General features: G+C 51.5%; 9 protein-coding genes. 6 read left to right on the top strand and 3 right to left on the bottom strand.

Annotation, left to right across the window (positions count from 1 at the left end; translation table 11 throughout):
• Window positions 1-171: 171 nt before the first annotated feature.
• The 4 genes from BBD42_RS12835 (at window position 172) to BBD42_RS12820 (ending at window position 8,036) form a co-directional block, all read left to right on the top strand.
• Window positions 172-2,001 (top strand): sensor histidine kinase, encoded by a 1,830-nt coding sequence (locus BBD42_RS12835; RefSeq protein ID WP_099518447.1) that lies wholly within the window; start codon window positions 172-174, stop codon window positions 1,999-2,001.
• Entirely contained in the window at window positions 1,979-3,637 is a 1,659-nt protein-coding gene (locus BBD42_RS12830; protein ID WP_099518446.1) for a response regulator transcription factor, read from the top strand. Before BBD42_RS12835 ends, BBD42_RS12830 begins: the two co-directional genes overlap by 23 nt.
• Window positions 3,606-4,733, top strand: coding sequence for a sugar ABC transporter substrate-binding protein (locus BBD42_RS12825; RefSeq protein ID WP_099518445.1), 1,128 nt, complete (start codon window positions 3,606-3,608; stop codon window positions 4,731-4,733). The genes BBD42_RS12830 and BBD42_RS12825 overlap by 32 nt, the downstream gene beginning before the upstream one ends.
• A 162-nt stretch (window positions 4,734-4,895) precedes the next feature.
• Entirely contained in the window at window positions 4,896-8,036 is a 3,141-nt protein-coding gene (locus BBD42_RS12820) for an ATP-binding response regulator (protein ID WP_099518444.1), read from the top strand.
• A 9-nt stretch (window positions 8,037-8,045) separates the two neighbouring features.
• Here BBD42_RS12820 and BBD42_RS12815 read toward each other — a convergent pair whose 3' ends face one another.
• Window positions 8,046-8,915: an alpha/beta fold hydrolase gene (locus tag BBD42_RS12815; protein ID WP_099518443.1), complete on the bottom strand. Its 870-nt coding sequence runs from the start codon at window positions 8,913-8,915 to the stop codon at window positions 8,046-8,048.
• A 150-nt stretch (window positions 8,916-9,065) separates the two neighbouring features.
• On the opposite strand from BBD42_RS12815, the gene BBD42_RS12810 reads away from it, so the two are divergent.
• A complete protein-coding gene (locus BBD42_RS12810; protein ID WP_099518442.1) occupies window positions 9,066-9,788 on the top strand; it encodes a MerR family DNA-binding transcriptional regulator in 723 nt (240 codons plus the stop codon).
• On the top strand, window positions 9,779-10,252 hold the full coding sequence (gene ybaK, locus BBD42_RS12805; RefSeq protein ID WP_099518441.1) for a Cys-tRNA(Pro) deacylase: 474 nt from the start codon (window positions 9,779-9,781) through the stop codon (window positions 10,250-10,252). The genes BBD42_RS12810 and ybaK overlap by 10 nt, the downstream gene beginning before the upstream one ends.
• A 74-nt stretch (window positions 10,253-10,326) precedes the next feature.
• On the opposite strand, the gene BBD42_RS12800 is transcribed toward ybaK, so the two are convergent.
• Window positions 10,327-10,824, bottom strand: coding sequence for a DinB family protein (locus BBD42_RS12800; protein ID WP_099518440.1), 498 nt, complete (start codon window positions 10,822-10,824; stop codon window positions 10,327-10,329).
• A gap of 249 nt (window positions 10,825-11,073) precedes the next feature.
• Entirely contained in the window at window positions 11,074-17,592 is a 6,519-nt protein-coding gene (locus BBD42_RS12795) for an immunoglobulin-like domain-containing protein (RefSeq protein WP_172455478.1), read from the bottom strand.
• Window positions 17,593-17,794: the final 202 nt, after the last annotated feature.

The following is a 17,794-nucleotide window of genomic DNA, read 5'->3' as shown; positions in this document are numbered from 1 at the left end:
TTGGGTAATTTTCCAGCAACGGCGGCAAATGGTTTGATTTTTTGTGCGAAAGGTGGAAATTTCGTCGATCCTTCATCTGTGCGTAGCGAGGTTTGGGGCAATTTGGTATAGTGAAGGTTGGATAGATTTGAAATCGCATACATTTCCAATTTGAAAGGTTCCTATAAACCTATGAAGCTGATGCGCTGGATTTTCTCAAGCCTTCGGGCCAAGCTGCTGCTGATGTTCATTATTTTGACCTCCGTCCCGCTGATTGCCGTTGGCCTCATTTCCTATCAAAAATCGTACAATGCGGTATCCGATCACAGCAAAGCAGCGACCATGCTCGTCGTGGGCCAGCTTGGCAATGATATTGATGCGCTGCTTGAGGATACGGGAAGGCTGCTGGAGCTGGAAAACAACCCGCAGGTGCTGCATTATTTATTTTCGCAAACGGATACGTATGAGGATGCCAAAGCCATTATTCAAACGATGAATTTGTACCGGGAAACGTATAAATACGAAAGTGTGCTCAACATTACGGTCGTCAACTTGTATGGACGGGGCCTAAGCGAGCGTAAAGGCGTGTTCCAGCTGGACAGGAATCCGCTGCGCAATCCGCATTTTCAATATTTGCTGAACCATCCGGATGAGGTATTGAACATTCCCCCGCCGGACGCCTCACCGCTGGACCGTCTCGATGGCTTTCATTATTCGCAGCATAACGTCATCTCCATCATGGCAACGGTCAAGCAGCAAATTACCCATGAGGTGATCGGTTTTATCGTCATTGATTTGGATGATTCCATCATCGAGCGTTACTGTGAAAATATTACGCTTGGCGAAAGCGGCTACGTCTATGTCCTTGATCAGGCGGGCAATCCCATCTTCCTCCCCTCGGCCATGACGAGCTTGGCGAAGGCCCAGCCGCCAGCCGACCTGAGCGCGCAGCTCGCTATGCAGCAAAACAGCTTTGTGGATTACAGCATCGGCAGGCCGAAGTTCGTCGCCTTCACAACCTCGTCTACAACGGGCTGGAAAATCGTCGGCTCCGTGCCGCTGCAGGAAATTGTCGCCGAGGCGAATGAAATTCGCCAGCTGATCATTATCAGCGTGCTGCTCAGCATCGTGTTTGCGATTACGCTGCATTATTTCATTACAGCCCGCCTGACGCGGCCGATTCAGCTGCTGAAGAGCAAGATGCGGCTGGCAGCCAGCGGCTTTCTTGAGGTCAAGGTACAGCCGAGCGGACATGACGAAATTGCCGATTTGGGCAACAGCTTCAACATTATGCTGGAGAAAATCAAGCAGCTGCTCAAGCAAAGCATTGAGGAGCAGGAGCATTTGCAGAAGGCAGAGCTGCGGACGCTGCAAGCGCAAATTAATCCGCATTTTCTCTATAATACGCTCGATTCCATCGTCTGGATGGCGGAGGCCGGGCGCAGCGCGCAGGTTATCCAGCTCGTACAGGCGCTGTCGCGCTTTTTCCGCATTAGCCTCAATCGGGGGCGGGACTGGATTGCCCTGAGGGATGAGCTGGAGCATGTGCAAAGCTATTTGATCATCCAGCAGATGCGCTATCGCGACATATTGGAATATGAGCTGGATGTGCCGGAGGAGCTGAAGGACTTGCCGATTTTGAAAATGACGCTCCAGCCCATCGTTGAAAATGCGTTATATCACGGCATTAAAAATAAACGCGGTAAAGGTTTAATCCGCATACATGCTTATGCCAGCCAAGATTCGGACTTGTATTTGATGATTGAGGACAATGGCATCGGCATGAAGCCGGAGCGCCTTGCCGAGCTGCGCGAGGCGCTGCGCATGCAGCATATTCCCGAGGAGACAGGCTCGGAGGTTTCCGGCGGCTTCGGCCTGCATAACGTCCAGCAGCGGCTGCGCCTCTATTACGGGGAAGCCTATACCGTTATCGTAGAAAGCGAAGACCAGCTCGGAACCAAGGTTACGATCCGCATTCCAATGGAGAGGATGAAGCCGAATGAAAAAGGTTATGCTCGTTGACGACGAAATTCTTGTCAGGGAAAGCATTCGGGACTGTATCAATTGGGAGCAAGAAGGCTTTATGTTTTGCGGGGACGCCTCTGATGGCGAGCTGGCGCTGCCGCTCATTGAGCAGCGCCAGCCGGATATCCTCATTACCGATATCAAGATGCCGTTTATGGATGGCTTGGAGCTGAGCGCCATCGTCCGCGAGCGGATGCCGGACATCAAAATCATTATTCTCAGCGGGCATGACGAATTTGAATATGCCCGTGCCGCTCTGCGTGTCGGCGTAGAGGAATATTGCCTCAAGCCGGTCAGCGCTGCCGATATCGTGCGGACGCTGCAGGACGTCAGCCGCAGCATTGACCGCGAGCGCTATGAGCGCGAGCTGCTGGAGAAGAAGCAGCTCGCCCAAGGCGGAAGCGCAGAACAGATGCGGCATAAGCTGCTCAGCGATTTATGCAGCGGCTTTATTACAACGGCCGAAGCGATCCATCAGGCCGGCTCGCTTTCAATTGGACTGACGGCCAGCTATTATGCAGCCGCCATCTCGGACATTCGCTGCCCGGAAGGCTCCGCCAGCGTTCATATGGCGACCCAGCAGCAGACGGAGCTGCTGCTGCACGAAGCGGTCAGCTCCCTTCTGCCGGGCACGCTGTCCTATAAGCGCAGCCAGACGGAGACGATCTGGCTGCTCAAGAGCGATTCGCTGCCGCAGCTGCAAGAGGTGCTGGCGCGGTTCGCCTCCAGCTGGAAGGAGCAGGCGGAGCGCAGTGCCAACTGCACGATAGCCGTCGGCATCGGCAGTATTCAAGATCGCCTGCAAGGCATCCATTCCTCCTATTTGGAGGCGGAGGATGATAAGCATTGGCGCAGGCTCTCCGGGCAAAACCGCAAGGCGCTGCGCGATGCCGCCTCCGGCTTATCCGAGCAATCGGTCGTCGCCCAGCGCCAGCGCTTCATCGACTTCCTCAAGCTTGGCACGCCCGCCAAGACGGAGGCTTTCGTCGCCAGCTTTGCAGCTGGGCTTCAGCAGCTTGACTGGCGCGGCGCTTTTTACGGCTATTATTTGCTTAATGACTTGACGATTGAAGCTGTTCATATCGCCAAATCCATTCAGCGCAATCCGGATATGCCCAAGGAGCAACTGGATAAGCTGCAGCGGGCCATGAGCGAGGTACGCAGCCAAGAGGATGCCTGCTGTTATCTCCAAACGCTGCTGGCGCAGTTCTGGCAATGGCGCGCTGGCGCCGCGGATAAATACGCCGAAATGCTGAGCCAGGTGAAGGACTACATTTTGAAGCATTATGGCGATGATCATTTGTCGCTGAATGATGCGGCGGAGCATGTGCGCGTCAGCCCCAGCCATCTTAGCAAAGTGTTCAGCCAAGAGACGGGCCAGACCTTTATTGAATTTCTAACCCATACGCGCATCCGCAAAGCAATGGAGCTGCTGCAGGCGTCGAATGCAAAGTCGTATGAAATCGCCCATCAGGTCGGCTATAATGACGCCCATTATTTTTCCAATTTGTTCAAGCGGGTAACCGGCATGACGACAACGCAGTTTCGCAAGCAGCAAGAACAAGATGGCAGTGCGCAAACGGCAGAAGGAGTGCATCACCATGCGAGCTCAGGCATCATTATTTCCCCATAAGCTGGCCCATAGGCTTGCGGCTATTCGGCAAAGGCCCCTGCTCGCTATTTTGCTTGCAGCCCTGCTCGTGCTCGCCTTGCTACTGACAGGCTGTACAAATCATGAGGCAGCTGGCACTGCCGCTGGAAACTCTAGCAGCAGCGATAGTCGTAATGAGACGGCGGAAGATGCCCGCATCGTCTCATCCAGCAGCCAGGATGGCGGCTCTCCCCCATCTTCCCCTGTTGCTTCAAGTGCTTCAACAGCAGCACCCGACACTGCTACCTTTGGCATTATATATCCGATGGCGCATCCGTATTATGAGACGGTGACGGAATCCGCCAAAGCAGCAGCAGCTCAGCACGGCGTCAAGCTCATGGTGAAGGCGCCGGATGAAGCGAATCTGGAGCAGCAAATCCGCATGATGGAGACGATGATCGCCTCGCAGGTTGACGGCATAGCGCTTGATCCCATTGATGCGGAAGCGCTTGTTCCTGTCATTAACAAGGCCGTACAGGCGGGCATTACGGTCATTTGCTTTGAATCCGATTCCCCGAGCAGCAAGCGCGCTGCCTTCATTGGAACGGATCATGCTGCTGCGGGCGCCCAAATGGGGCATATGCTGTCCGAGCTGCTGGGCGGGCGGGGAATGGTTATTGTCGAGAACGGCATGACGCGGATGAAAAGCTTGAGCGAGCGCCTCGAAGGCATGCTGACCTATATTAATGAGCAGACCGACATTCAAGTGCTCGATGTGTTGTATAACGAAGGCAACGAAACCCGCGCACTGGCGCAGCTGGAAAAAATGATCGACGACCATCCGCATTTTGACGCCCTCGTATCGATGGATGCCCTCTCCGGCTCCACCTCGGTGCTCGTCTGGAAAGCGCAAGGTCTAAACCGCTATTCCCTAACGTTCGGCATGATGCCGGAAATTCAGGAAGCAATTCAGAATGGACAAATTACAGCGTCGCTGTCGCAAAATGAACAATTATGGGGTACACGCATTATCGAGCGGCTGCTGCAAGCAGCTGCTGGCGAGACGCTTCCCCTGTTCGATGACACAGGTACGCTTGAAATTACGCAGGAGGACATCTCCCTTTTAGACGCCCCTTAGAATAGCACTGGAAAACCTTCACAGGTTCCCAGTGTTTATTCTAAGGGCTTTTTGCTAGTCGTTACCTGCTCTCTTAGCAGCCAGACAAGAGAATGGCTAAATCCTATGCTATAATGTAAATGATTAACAATAGAGAACGATCAAAAGAGGTTTTATTCATTTATGACAAAATTGAAGAACGTCCTGCAGGCAAAACCTATCACACGTTTTAAATATATAACGATCATGCTTTTAATTTTTGCTGTATTAGTTAGCATGAGATGGGCATGGTCTGTCCTTTTTCCCATGTCAGACCAGCAGCCGCATGCCGTTGGCGGTGTACTTGATCTTCGCGGTATCGATTTGGAAAATTCCCCCGTGCTTAATTTGAATGGGGAATGGCAGTTTTATCCTGAAAAATATTTAACGGGCACCGAGTTTTTGGAGACGGAATCCGATGCAAGCTACGTCGTCGTTCCAGGCGATTGGAGCAGCGCGCTGCCGCATCATTCTAGCAACTCGTACGGATATGGAACGTATCGACTTCGCATTTTGATCGATCCGCTTCAGACTCCTGTTTCATTCTGGTTTAGAAACATTCAGGCGGCATCAGAAATTGAGCTTAACGGTAAAGATAATGGGGGCATGGGCAAGCTTGCCGAATCTGCCTATGAATATACGCCGAAAAGCGCTTCTTTCACCTCTACTTATGGCATTGAAGGCGCGACAGAGATCGAATTGGTCATTCATGCAGCCAATTTCGACAGTCCTTATAAGGGCGGTATTTTAACGCCAATTCGCTTCGGGACTGCGGCCGCGATTGATTATGTTCGCTGGTACTCGATAGGGTTTCAGATGCTCATTTTTCTTATTCTGCTGCTTCATTGCGCATATGCTTGCATTCTCTACCTGTTCAGTCCGCAAGATAAGACATTGTTGATCGCAGCGCTGTTAACGTTATCCGTAGGCATTACAATTCTAATAGGTCACGACAATGTACTCTTATTGTGGCTGCCGATCAACTATACTTGGAGTTTCAAGATTAGAATGATCACTCTGCTGTGGCAAAATGTGCTCCTGCTTCTGCTATTCAAAAGCTTCAACGCGACTCCTCTGCGAGAAAACTGGTTCCGAACGCACAATGCGGCCATTGTCGTTTTTACCGTCATTTTTCTGATTTCGCCAGTCTATATGGCTTATGGACTTATTCATTTCAATATATTGAATATTATAAATTTCATCTCATTCGCCTGGTTTATATACATAGTCGGAACGCTGATTTTGCAAAAAAATAAAGATAATGACATCATTTTCTTGCTGTTGTCCGCAGCAGGCATCCTTTCCAACTTATTATGGAGCATTGCCGAAAATGCAAGAGATGTTACCACCGTCTACTATCCTATTGACATTATTTTTGCCATTATTGGTTTTTCGGCCTATTGGTTTAAAAAGTATTTTCGAAATGCGAGAGAAAACAAAGATTTGAACAATCAGCTGCAAAAAGCGGATAAAATTAAAGACCAGTTTTTAGCAAATACGTCTCATGAGCTGCGTACGCCGCTGCACGGTATTATGAATATCGCTTATAACGTTGTCACTAAAGAGAAGACCAGGCTTGCGAAAAGCAGTCTTGAGGATATGCAGCTCCTCATTACGATCAGCAGGCGAATGTCACAGCTGCTTGGCGATCTTCTCGATGTTGCCCGGCTTCAGGAACAACGCATTGTTTTGCAGCGGGAGCCCCTGAGCATTCAGGCTGTTGCACCCGGCGTTATCGCAATGCTGCAATTCATGAAGGAGCACAAGCCAATCAACCTGCATATGGATATATCCGAATCGCTGCCCTTGGTATTGGCTGATGAGAAAAGGCTCGTTCAAATTTTATATAACCTGCTGCATAATGCCCTCAAGTATACGGAGGAAGGAAGCATTACCATCTCAGCCGAAATGAGCGACAAGCAAGCGATTATTCATATTTCCGATACGGGTCTCGGTATAGATAAAGAAACGCAGGAGAAAATTTTTCTCCCTTATGAGCAAGGTGCTTTTGGAATAAGCGATGGGCAAGGCATTGGACTGGGCTTAAGCATTTGCAAGCAGCTTGTCGAGCTGCACGGCGGAGCATTGACGGTGCGCTCCGAATTGGGCAAAGGCTCTGTGTTCAGCTTTGATCTTCCTTTGGCAGATGAGGCCAAGCTTCCGCTTGCGCAGTTCCCGCAAACTTCTGGACAAGTGCCAGAAATCATGGAGGAGACGCCCGCCGGCTTCCTGCTCCCGCATCATTTCTCAGGGGAAATGGAGGCTGCCCCCACCCTTGCGCCGCTGCTTAAGGAAGAGTACGCCCATATTCTTGCCGTTGACGACGATCCGATCAATCTGAGTGTTCTCGCAAGCATTCTTTCGACCGAGCCGTACACCCTTACAACCGCCCGTTCCGGCAGGGAAGCGCTGCAATTGCTTGGGACACGGCAGTGGGATTTGCTTATCGCTGACGTCATGATGCCACAAATGTCCGGCTATGAATTAACGCAGAAAGTAAGAGAGCAGTTTTCCATGTCGGAGCTGCCCGTATTGCTTCTAACCGCACGCAGCCAGCAAGCCGACATTTACACCGGATTTTCAGCGGGAGCAAGCGACTACGTGACGAAGCCCGTAGATGCGCTGGAGTTAAAATATCGAATCAGAGCCTTGGTAGCGCTAAAGCTATCCATTAATGAGCGTCTGCGTATGGAGGCCGCCTATTTGCAAGCGCAAATCCAGCCCCACTTCCTATTCAACACCCTTAATTCGTTAATGGCATTAAGCGATATAGATACGCAAAGCATGCGCAAGCTGGGTGAGGCTTTCTCGTCCTTTTTACGGATTAGCTTTGATTATCTGAATACAGGAGAGTTGGTAGAGCTGTCCCATGAGCTCGCGCTCGTTGAAGCCTATCTCTATATTGAAAAAACGCGGTTCGGGAATCGGTTGTCGATTGAATGGGAGGTGGAGCCGGGCATTAGCCTGCTGCTGCCCCCGCTCTCTATTCAGCCGCTGATCGAAAATGCCGTCAAGCACGGTCTCCTCAGCCGAAATACAGGAGGTACGATTCAGCTTTCCATCACTCGCCGGGAGGGCTTCACCCTTATTGAAGTAAAAGACAATGGCAAGGGAATGGAGCAGGAGATGGTCGCACAATTGCAAAATGCTGCTTTGAGTGAAAAAGCTGGCATTGGCATCCCTAATACGAATCGCCGATTGCAGCAGCTGTACGGCCAGGGCTTGTCGATAGTAAGCAGCGTTAATGAAGGAACAACCGTGTCGTTTGTTATACCGGATCGGTAGATAGATCATTTACAAATGCTCCATCAACCATGGTTTAATCAAGGGCAGAACAGCATTAGGCTGCATCGCTTGGGTATGGTCCATTCCTCCTCCCTCGAGAATAGCCACATCCCAGCCCCATTGTTCTAGCTGCTGTTTATTCTTTTGCAAAATACCAATCATATCAACCGTTACACTGCCGAAGCTTTCGCCGTAAACAATCGTATCCTTTTCTCCAGCGAAGGCTAGTTTAGGAAAGTCCAACGCATATTGAATGGACGTATCATCAAAATCCATTAAATTTTGATACAAGGTAACAAATTGTTGGGTTTGCTTTGGATCGAGAGTGATTTGGATATGATCCCAATCGATGGCATCAGGAGCCGTATTTTCCTCATATATAGAAGCCTTGGAGCTGCTTGGATTCTTTAAAGCTTGCCCATGAGTCTTTTCCGTTACGATCAGCATTTCTTTATAAGGCCCTTCGTATGGCGGGAATCCACCCATCATCAAGCTTTCCAATCTGTTTGTTCGAATCGCCAGTTGCAAGCCAGCTAATGCAAGCCATGAGTAGCCATAATAACTAAAGGTATCCACCTTCATTTCATCGGCTATGAGCAGAAAATCCTTTGTCATATGGTCAGGCGTGAGCTGATCCGGCTGAGGATTTTCAAAAAGATGGCCTTCATAATCAAAATATAAAACCTGAAACTGGTCGGATAGTCCCTCGATAAAATGCTCCCCCAGCTCGGGGTCTGCCCCCCATCTTTTCAAGCTTTCAGCCTGCTGGCCATAAACCGGTTTTTTGGCTATCGGCAGCATGATGACTTTACCGGAAGGGTTCCCGGTTAGACCCGCTTCCATTTTTGAGCCGTCATTTAAAGTTACGATTTTTTTCATGGTTTTCACTCCTAATCCGCTTATATGAATACCATACAACATTCATGCAATATTCCGGTTTTGATTCATGAGACAGCGGCAGGATTTCGATGCAGGCATTTTTATGTTATCGTAGCACTTGAAGGTTTTACTTTAATGAGGAGCAGGCGCATGACAAATACGTTTACCCCTGTACAAATTGCCAATGAGCTGAACATAAGTACGACTACTTTAAGAAGATATGAGGAGCAGGGCTTGCTCCCGGATGTACCGAGAACGATAGGCAACCATAGGTCTTATTTGCCCATCCATTTTCAAGCTTTTATTACGATTCGCTCGTTGCTGCAAGGCTATGATATACCAACCGTTTATGAGGTCATGCGAAAAATAAAAAACGGCGATCAGGTGCAGGCCCTTTGGCTGGTGAACAACCAGCTGTACCTCAACCAAGTGGAAAAACAAAGAGTTGAAGAAATTCTTATGCTGATTAAAAATGCTGATTTCAGCAAATATCGAAATGTTAAAATGACGAATGCAATGACGATTGGCAAAGTTGCCGAAATGGCTGGGGTGAACGCCTCCGCAATAAGGCATTGGGAAAAAGAGGGATTAATCGTTTCCGAAAGGGATAAAGAAAATGGCTATCGCATTTTCAACGTAGTGGAATTAAGAAAAATTTTAGTCATTAGCAGCTTAAGAAAAACGATCTATTATATCGAAAATATGAAGGAGCTCTTAAAAGCCTTCGAGCTGCAAAGCTATTCGAAAATCGATCAGGCGTTTCAGCTTGCCCTGCAAAACTTAAACGAAAAGCTGGTCACACAATTTAAAGGAGCTGCCCAGCTTATGAAATACGTCGATTTCTACACAGAGGAGGACCGTACATGCAAGTAACCAAAACGAATGCTATGCGAATGCTGGATGCCGACCATATTTCTTATGAGGTGCATACCTATGATAACGAGGATGGGAAAATCCACGGCAGTGCTGTAGCGGGCAAAATTGGAAAAGCGCCGGATCGCGTGTTCAAAACGCTGGTCACACATAGCGGAAACAGCCTTTACATTTTTGTCATTCCGGTTGGGGCTGAGCTGGATATGAAGAAAGCGGCCAAAGCGGCCGGGGAGAAGAAGCTTGAAATGCTTCCAGTGAAGGATTTGCAAAAGTGGACGGGCTACATACGCGGCGGCTGTTCTCCAATTGGCATGAAAAAGCGGTATCCTACCTTTATCGACAGCAGCGCTGAGCTGCAGGAGACGATCGTCGTCAGCGCCGGGAAAATTGGCCTGCAGCTGGAGCTTCCCCCTGAACAGCTCGCCGCTACTGTCGCTGCCTTATTTACTGAGGTCGTTAAATAACGGGCTAGGGCTGCTAATAAAAATGGCGTTTGCCCCTATGGCCCTAAGCAACTGCAAATGGGTGCCTCTATCCGTTACGCCGGAAATCCGCCTCCTGGGGGCGGCCAAGCACCATAGAAGCGGCGCAGCAGCACAATTTCGCCCAGATGGTACGAATTGTGGGATGCAATATTGCGCAGCAGCCCCGCCTTGGTCTCGCCGGGAAAATACAGAAGCGGCTCATCCAGCTGCGCGGTTTCGGCAATAGCTACCGCTTGGTCGACTCCAGCCAGAAAGGCCTGAATATCCGCCTGCCAAGACAGCTCATCTTGCGGGGCCGTCTCTTCTGGCCAGCTTTCCATGACGTTTGCAGGAAGCTGCGGCTTCCGTCCTTCCAAATGCTCCAGCATGAATTGCTGCCAGTAATGCATATGTTTCAACAGCTGATAAATGCTGTAAGGCATAGCTTGATGAACACGTCCCGCCAACTCGGCATCCATGTCAGGCAAAGCACGGGCGATGCGAATATGGCCGCGTTCCCCCACCAGCGATTTGACAAGGGCTTGTCCAAATAAATGATTTGAATTTGGCATGTGTCGTCATCCTCTCTTGTAGACCTTTATGCTGCGAGCATAAAGGATCTGTATTAAATTGTACCTCTTTGTGAAAAGCGATGTCTAGCAGCAGCAGTTTCGCCTTAGTCGTAACATACTGAACTCGACAATCATTCGAGAAATTTTCAGCAGCACTTATGAAAATAAAACGGCGGAGGCTCCCGGACAAACATTCGGGAGCTTCCGCCGTATTTTTATTTCGCTGGTTATTCAGCTAGCATCCATTGTTCATTCTACGAATGCCGCCAAAATCGTCGCGACTTCCGCTCGAGTAATGCTGCCCTTCGGTTTGAGCGTGCCATCATCGTAGCCGCTCAGTACATTTGCTGCGGACAAAGCAGCTATCGCCTCCTTCGCCCAGTCTGAAATCGCTGCATCGTCAGTGAATAAAGGTTCATCGCTATTACCACTGAGCGCAAGCTTTTCCTTCACGATGCGGTATACGAGCACAAAAGCTTCCTCCCGCGTAATGGAATCGTTAGGCCTGAATGTGCCTGCGGCATCGCCGCTAACGACTCCCGCTTCACGCAAGGCATGAACCGCCCCGCTGTACCAAGCATCTGCCGAAACATCGCTGAAGGTTTTGCCAGCTCCTCCAACTGTATCCATGCCAAGCATGCGATAGATGACCGTCACAAATTCAGCGCGGCTCATCGCGGCATTCGGCTTGAAGCTGCCGTCCGGATAACCCTTCATCAGTCCTTTCTCCGCCAGCTTTTCAATCGAAGCGCTCGCCCAATGGTTCGCTGTATCGCTAAAAGCGCCAGACGGTGTTGGGCTAGGCCCCGTACTCGGTTTGGGACTCGGTATCGTTGGCGTTGTACCCGGTGCCGTCGACGGAATCGATATGACCGGCGTCGGTGTCGGACCAGTCGTCGAGCCCGGTATGGTCGGTGTTGGACTTGGGCTTGGTACGGTCGGTGTCGGCGTCGTTCCTGGTGTCGGTGTTGGCGTCGTTCCTGGTGTCGGTGTTGGCGTCGTTCCTGGTGTCGGTGTTGGCGTCGTTCCTGGTGTCGGTGTCGGTGTCGGTGTTGGCGTCGGCGTTGGCGTCACTCCACCGTTATCTTCACCTGCGCTTACCGTCACTTCCGATATGGCAATAAATCCGCCATCTACGGTTGCCACGCTAATATAGGCGGTACCTTCTCCTACCCCACGCACATAACCTGCTGCATCCACCATTGCTACAGCCGGATTGCTGCTCGACCAGACGACAGACTTATTCGCCGCAGCCAGAGGCGCGACATTTGCTGTCAATTGCGCTCCTTCCCCTGTTTTCAGTGCAAGTGCTGAAGGCGCAAGCTGCACACCGGTTACTTTCGTGCCAGACTCGGACTGCCCAGCCTTCGGTACGCTTACAAGCAGGCGGTCATATTCCGCTTGTGTCACTGGAATGACCGTGCCGTGGCGCGGGCGTGACGGCAGCTCATAATTCGTCGATATTTTCCACTCGCCCGAATCGAGGTCCGTTGTCTCGAACGGCACATAACCTCGGCCGCCAAATTCATCAATGAACATATACCATTTTTCCTCGGTGTTGGACTTGAATACGGTCGGCCCTTCGCCTTGTGAAATTTGTCCGCGTCCGATGCCCTCCTTGATTACCTTAAAGCTGCTGTCAAAGACACTGCTGCCCGACTCCTGAAAAATAAACTTTCCATTCGGCGTCGAACTGTTATTGCTGCGCTCATCCTTCGTAAAACGATAAACTTTGCCATCATGTCCAATCATCGTCGTATCAATAATCGAGTAGCCATCGTTCATATACTCGACCGGCTCTGAGAATGTGTAGAAGTCGCGGGTTTTCGCCACCATCATGCGCTGATGCGTACCTGTGCTGTGGCTTTCGTCAGCATACATTTTCGATGCCCAAAAGACGGCATATTCACCGGTCTCCTCGTCATAGAACGCTTCCGGAGCCCAAGTATTCCCGGCCTCTGGCGGAGATACCTCTACCATTCGCTGGTTCGACCAATTCACTAGATCCGTCGATTCCCATACCATAATCGAGCGGCTTCCGCTCGTCTGGGCAGCGCCCCAATCGCCATTGCCGTAAATTTTCAAATCGGTCGCGATTAAATAAAACTTGTCGCCCTCTGGGGAACGGATGATGAACGGATCACGCAGGCCCTTTTCACCCAAATTCGACGTAATCGCTGGTTGCCCGCCATTCAGCTCCTGCCAGTGCAACGCATCATTACCTTTGCTGAGTGCAAAATAAATTTGCTCGCCGCTCGCCGAGCCTTCCCCCGTAAAATAGGTGAACGCATAGCCTTTATAGTCGGCTGGCGCAGGAAGCGGCTTCACTGTCGCTATGAACGCTTTCGAAATCGAGGTTGCGCCATTCGTTATCATGGCGGTCAGCTTAACGGTTACAGCCTGCTTGCCATGCGCGGGACGTGTAACCTCGCCTGTCGCCGTTATAACATGAGGCTGCTCGCTGGCCCACACAATGGCCGATCCATTCGCGCCCTTCACTTGCAGCGTCAAATGTCCGCGAACATCGGCCAAGTTATGGACGATTAGGCTTTGCGCATCCAGCAGCGCTTTCTCCATGAGGCTCGTATCCTTCTCCACGGTAACCGTGAAGCTGCGCGTCACCGATTTGGACCCATCTGTAATCGTAGCTGTCAGCGTGACGCTCTGGTTGCCTGCTTCGCTCGCAGGACGCGTGACAGCACCGGTATTCGATATGACGCTCGGCGTGCCAGACACCCAAGTAATCGTTGTGCCATGTCCGCCGCTTGCCGGAAGCTTCAAATTCGTGCGAATGCTGTCCTTGCTCGCATTTCCATTCAGAAAAGCGCTGTAATCCAGCTGGTTCGCTGCATATTCCAGCGTTAGCCCGTCAAGCGCAGCGATCTTCGCCGCAGCCTCCCGCTGTAGAGCCCCAATCTCTGCCCCGCTCAAAGCGCCGTTGAACAGTTTGAAATCAGCGATCATGCCGCCGAAATAGGGATCGGATGCATAAAAGGATTTGCCAATATAACCGCTGATGCCGCCTGCATTTTGAATCTGGGCCATAGTTTTGCCGCCCGTTGCAGTTGCTCCTACCATTACGCCGTCAATATAAAGCGTTAGCGTCTGCTCTTTTTCAGATAAAACCGCTGTTACCAGCTTCCACTGATTGGTTGTCAGACCAGCCGTGTGCTGCGCGGCTACCTCGTTATTCCATGAATTTGTCGCAATGCCCGCCCGCGCATTCGCCGCCGATGTATTATAGCGCGGTGTAAAATACATATATTTGGTGCTGTTCTGCCCTAATGCGAAAGCCCATTCGGCCCCAGCCTTGCCGCTCCAGTTCATCAGCATCGATACCGTCGTATCGGTCAGGCCATCGGTCACCCCTTTTGGCAGCTCAATATAGGAGCTGGTCGTGCCGCCTGTGAAGCTGATAACGCCCGTCTGCCCGGCATATATCCGCTCTGCATTTTGCGAATTGACCCAAGTGCCATTAAAGCTTCCAGCCAAATCCTTCACCGTCGTGCCGTCGACTTGGCCCATATCATAATGGACGATCGCCTTCGGCGTTTCCGGCTGCTCGCCGCCTCCCGGCGTTTCCGGCAAGTCCGCTGCAAGCGCAGCAACCTGCTCCTTCGTCAGCGCCCGATTATAAATGCGGAAGTCGTCCAGCTTGCCATCAAACAAGCCGTGGCTCGCATTTCGGGATTTTCCAATATTGTTCATCGAAGTTTGCAGCAGCATGCGTGGCTCTACGTTAAAGGTGCTGCTGCGCGACACTTCTTTTCCGTCCACATACATGACCGCCTCGAAGCCGTCAATGGATACGGCTACATGATGCCAAGCACTTGCCGCTGGCGTCGCTGCTCGAAGCGCATATTTATAGCTCGCGCCAAGCAGCGTCGATTCACTTGAGAACTTCTCTGTAAATGGCGTCACGATAGCAAATTCAAGACCGCCAGTATCGCCTGTAGTGCTCAAATACATCGTATTGCGGTTAGCCGCTCTGCCCGTATCCGAAGCAAAGTCGAAAATCCGCTGGTTCAGCTTGTTCTGATCCGCCTTTACCCAAGTGGCGATTGTCGTCTTCTCCAAATTCAAATCGCGCACCAGATTGTCCGGCAGCTTTACATAGCCTGTTGTGCCGTCCAGCTCTACCGAGCTGCCAGAGCTGCCTATTTTATCCGTCTCGTTAATGGTAGCTCCGCCAACGAGCGTCGCATTGTGCCCCTGCCCGGACATATCCTTCACAAGCGTACCGGTTACGCTGCTGCTGTCGAACGTATAATGCACGACTGGCTGCTCCTTTTCCGCTGGACCAGGCAAGCCGTATTTCGCCTGCAGCGCATCGTATTCCGTCCGCGTTACCGGAATGACCGTGCCATGGCGCGGCCCTGGCGGAAGTGCATATTGATCAGCAGCGAGCAAATTATCCCTAAACTGCGCCCCGTCCTCCAGATTGGTTGATACACGTACATGATACGGCCAAGAATCGAGGAACATATACCATTTGTCCTCCCGAATATCCTTGAATACGGTTGGCCCTTCATTGTTGCTGCCATGGCCGATGCGTCCCTGGTTGCCATTTTTCGTACCGGCAATCGCTGTAAACTGGTAGCCATTGGCCGCAATGCCGTCAACATCTTCAAAGACGTTAGCTGCCTTCTCATAAAACACTTTGTAGCCGATTTCCGATTTCGTAAAACGATACAGGTCTTTGCCCTCCTGAAGCATCGTCGTATCGATCGTCGGGAATGCTTCATCCATATACACCTTTGGCTCGGAAAACGTATAAAAATCCCGCGTCGTCGCGTAATACATAACGTTGTACTGACCCGATGGGCGGCCGCTGGCGTATTTGCCATACGTATCGGCAACCTTCATCGAAGAAGCCCAGAATACGACGTATTGTCCGGTCTTCTCGTCATAGATCGCCTCCGGCGCCCACGTGTTGCCGCCGTTTTTCGGCGCGACCTCGACCATCCGCTGCTCGCTCCAGTTGACGAGATCGTCAGATTCCCAAATCATAATCGAATGGCTGCCCGTTATTTGCGCCTGGTCAAAATTCGTGCTTTCGCCCATGCGCAAATCCGTCGCCAGCAAATAAAACTTATCGCCCTCATGCGAGCGCATAATGAACGGATCGCGCAGCCCCTTCTCGCCCAGCGTCGATTGAATAATCGACTGGCCGTTATTCAGCGCCCGCCATTTGAGCGGGTCTTCGGCTGTCGCAAAGGAAATTTCCTCTCCGCCCTCATACTCGCCGGTAAAATAAGCAAAGAAATACGCGTCATAATCGAGGCTCGGCGGAGCCTGCTTCACGGTTAGCTGGAACAGCCGCTGTGTGCTTGCGCTGCCTTTTTTCACCGTGGCCTTGAGCGTAACGACGGCATCCTTATCTGCGGGACGCAGCACTCTGCCCAGCTGCGACGCATCGCCTGCCGCCTGCGCCGAGCCTTTCACAACCGCCGGATCACTCGATTCCCACTCGATGCTGGAGCCGTTCCCTCCAAGCTGCGGCAGCGTCAAATGGCCCTTAACCTGATCCAGATTACGGATGATTAACGCCGCCGCATCCGCCTCTGCGATAGCGCTTTCAGAAAATTCCTTTAATACTTTAAAGCTCAGCACCCGCTGCATGGAAAGCCCCTGATACGTCAGGCTCGCGGTTAGCTGCACCGACTTATCCGCTTCTGACGACGCTGGACGCGTCACCTTTCCATCTGCGGCAATAACTGCCGCATCGCTGGAGCTCCATGCAATCGCTACGCCATTGCGGCCAGCTGCCGGCAGCGTCAAATTTTTCGTAACCGCATCAGCGCTCACATCGCCTGAGGCAAGCATAGCCGCTGGAGCGAGCGCATCCGCTGCCGCTGTCAGCACAAGCTGCTTGAGGTCCGTAATCGTGCTGGAAGCCTGCGTATACAGGTCAGCCGCCTGCTGATCGTTCAGCGCATAATTGTAGACGCGGAAGTCGCCTACCAAGCCGCGATAGAACGCATCGCCCGCGAAAATAGATTTGCCGATATAGCCGGAATAGTTCGTCCCCGTATTGATAATATCGGCAAGCTTAATGCCCTTCGCCGAGCCGGAGGATGCCTTCACGCCGTCAATATACAGCGTTATCGTATCCGCTGCACCGGAAAAAACGACCGTCACCTGCTTCCAGGCTCCCGCTGCAAGGGTAGTAGCCCCTTTCCAAAGCGCTTCATTGCGCCAGCCGCTTTTCGATATGCCGGCAGCCGCATAATTGCCCGTGCTGCCATGACGCGGCGTAGCAAACAAATATTTGTTGCCGTTCTCGGGATCGCTTGTCGTAGCACCGAATCCGAATATCCAGCGATTCGTGCCGTCGTTCTCCCAGTTGACGAGCGAGGAAATCGTGACATCGGTTAAGCCGCTCAGCAGATCCTCGCCGCCTGCGCCTTTCGGTATTTCAATATAGCCGCTGTTCGCGGAAGCTGCGCCTCCGTTAAAGCCAGCAAAACCAGCAGTGCCATTCGCCACAAGCTGGCCATTCGATGGATTGCGGAAAATGCCGTCATATGCGGCTGTTCCGCCAGCTACATTTTTCACAATGGTCTGCCCTGCATCGGTTGCCGTCGTCTTCATGTCATAGTGTAAAATCAAGCCGGGCTGGTACACCGACTCCGCTGCCGACACCCCTTCCTCCAAATAAGCAGGCTCCTCCTCCGTTGCCCAAACCGCGCGGGGCGCAAGCCCCGTCAGCGTGCTGAGCAGCATGGCCGCTACCAGCAGCACCGCTGCTATTTTTCTTCGCTTCATGTTCCCCCTCCTAAATGTATGCGTTTTCATTGGTTCGTAATAATTAAATAGCATAGCGCCCCGCTACACAATGGGATTATTTATGCCAGTCGTTTAATTTTTTGTTCAATTCATAATGATTGATATTAAAAATAGAATAAGCAGGCTGAAAAGTACGTTTTTCACCTTTTCTCACGGCTAATGCTGTGTATAGCGCCCATCA

It is taken from the genome of Paenibacillus sp. BIHB 4019, from assembly GCF_002741035.1.
In the GTDB taxonomy this organism is placed as follows: Bacteria; Bacillota; Bacilli; order Paenibacillales; family Paenibacillaceae; genus Pristimantibacillus.
Note: the sequence above shows the minus strand (reverse complement) of the source record. Positions and strands in the feature narration are given on the sequence as shown.

Bases quoted from the DNA above. Each gene is read 5' to 3' on its own strand.
- BBD42_RS12835 (WP_099518447.1), top strand. From the start codon at position 172: ATGAAGCTGATGCGCTGGATTTTCTCAAGCCTTCGGGCCAAGCTGCTG.
- BBD42_RS12830 (WP_099518446.1), top strand. From the start codon at position 1,979: ATGAAAAAGGTTATGCTCGTTGACGACGAAATTCTTGTCAGGGAAAGC.
- BBD42_RS12825 (WP_099518445.1), top strand. From the start codon at position 3,606: ATGCGAGCTCAGGCATCATTATTTCCCCATAAGCTGGCCCATAGGCTT.
- BBD42_RS12820 (WP_099518444.1), top strand. From the start codon at position 4,896: ATGACAAAATTGAAGAACGTCCTGCAGGCAAAACCTATCACACGTTTT.
- BBD42_RS12815 (WP_099518443.1), bottom strand. From the start codon at position 8,915: ATGAAAAAAATCGTAACTTTAAATGACGGCTCAAAAATGGAAGCGGGT.
- BBD42_RS12810 (WP_099518442.1), top strand. From the start codon at position 9,066: ATGACAAATACGTTTACCCCTGTACAAATTGCCAATGAGCTGAACATA.
- ybaK (WP_099518441.1), top strand. From the start codon at position 9,779: ATGCAAGTAACCAAAACGAATGCTATGCGAATGCTGGATGCCGACCAT.
- BBD42_RS12800 (WP_099518440.1), bottom strand. From the start codon at position 10,824: ATGCCAAATTCAAATCATTTATTTGGACAAGCCCTTGTCAAATCGCTG.
- BBD42_RS12795 (WP_172455478.1), bottom strand. From the start codon at position 17,592: ATGAAGCGAAGAAAAATAGCAGCGGTGCTGCTGGTAGCGGCCATGCTG.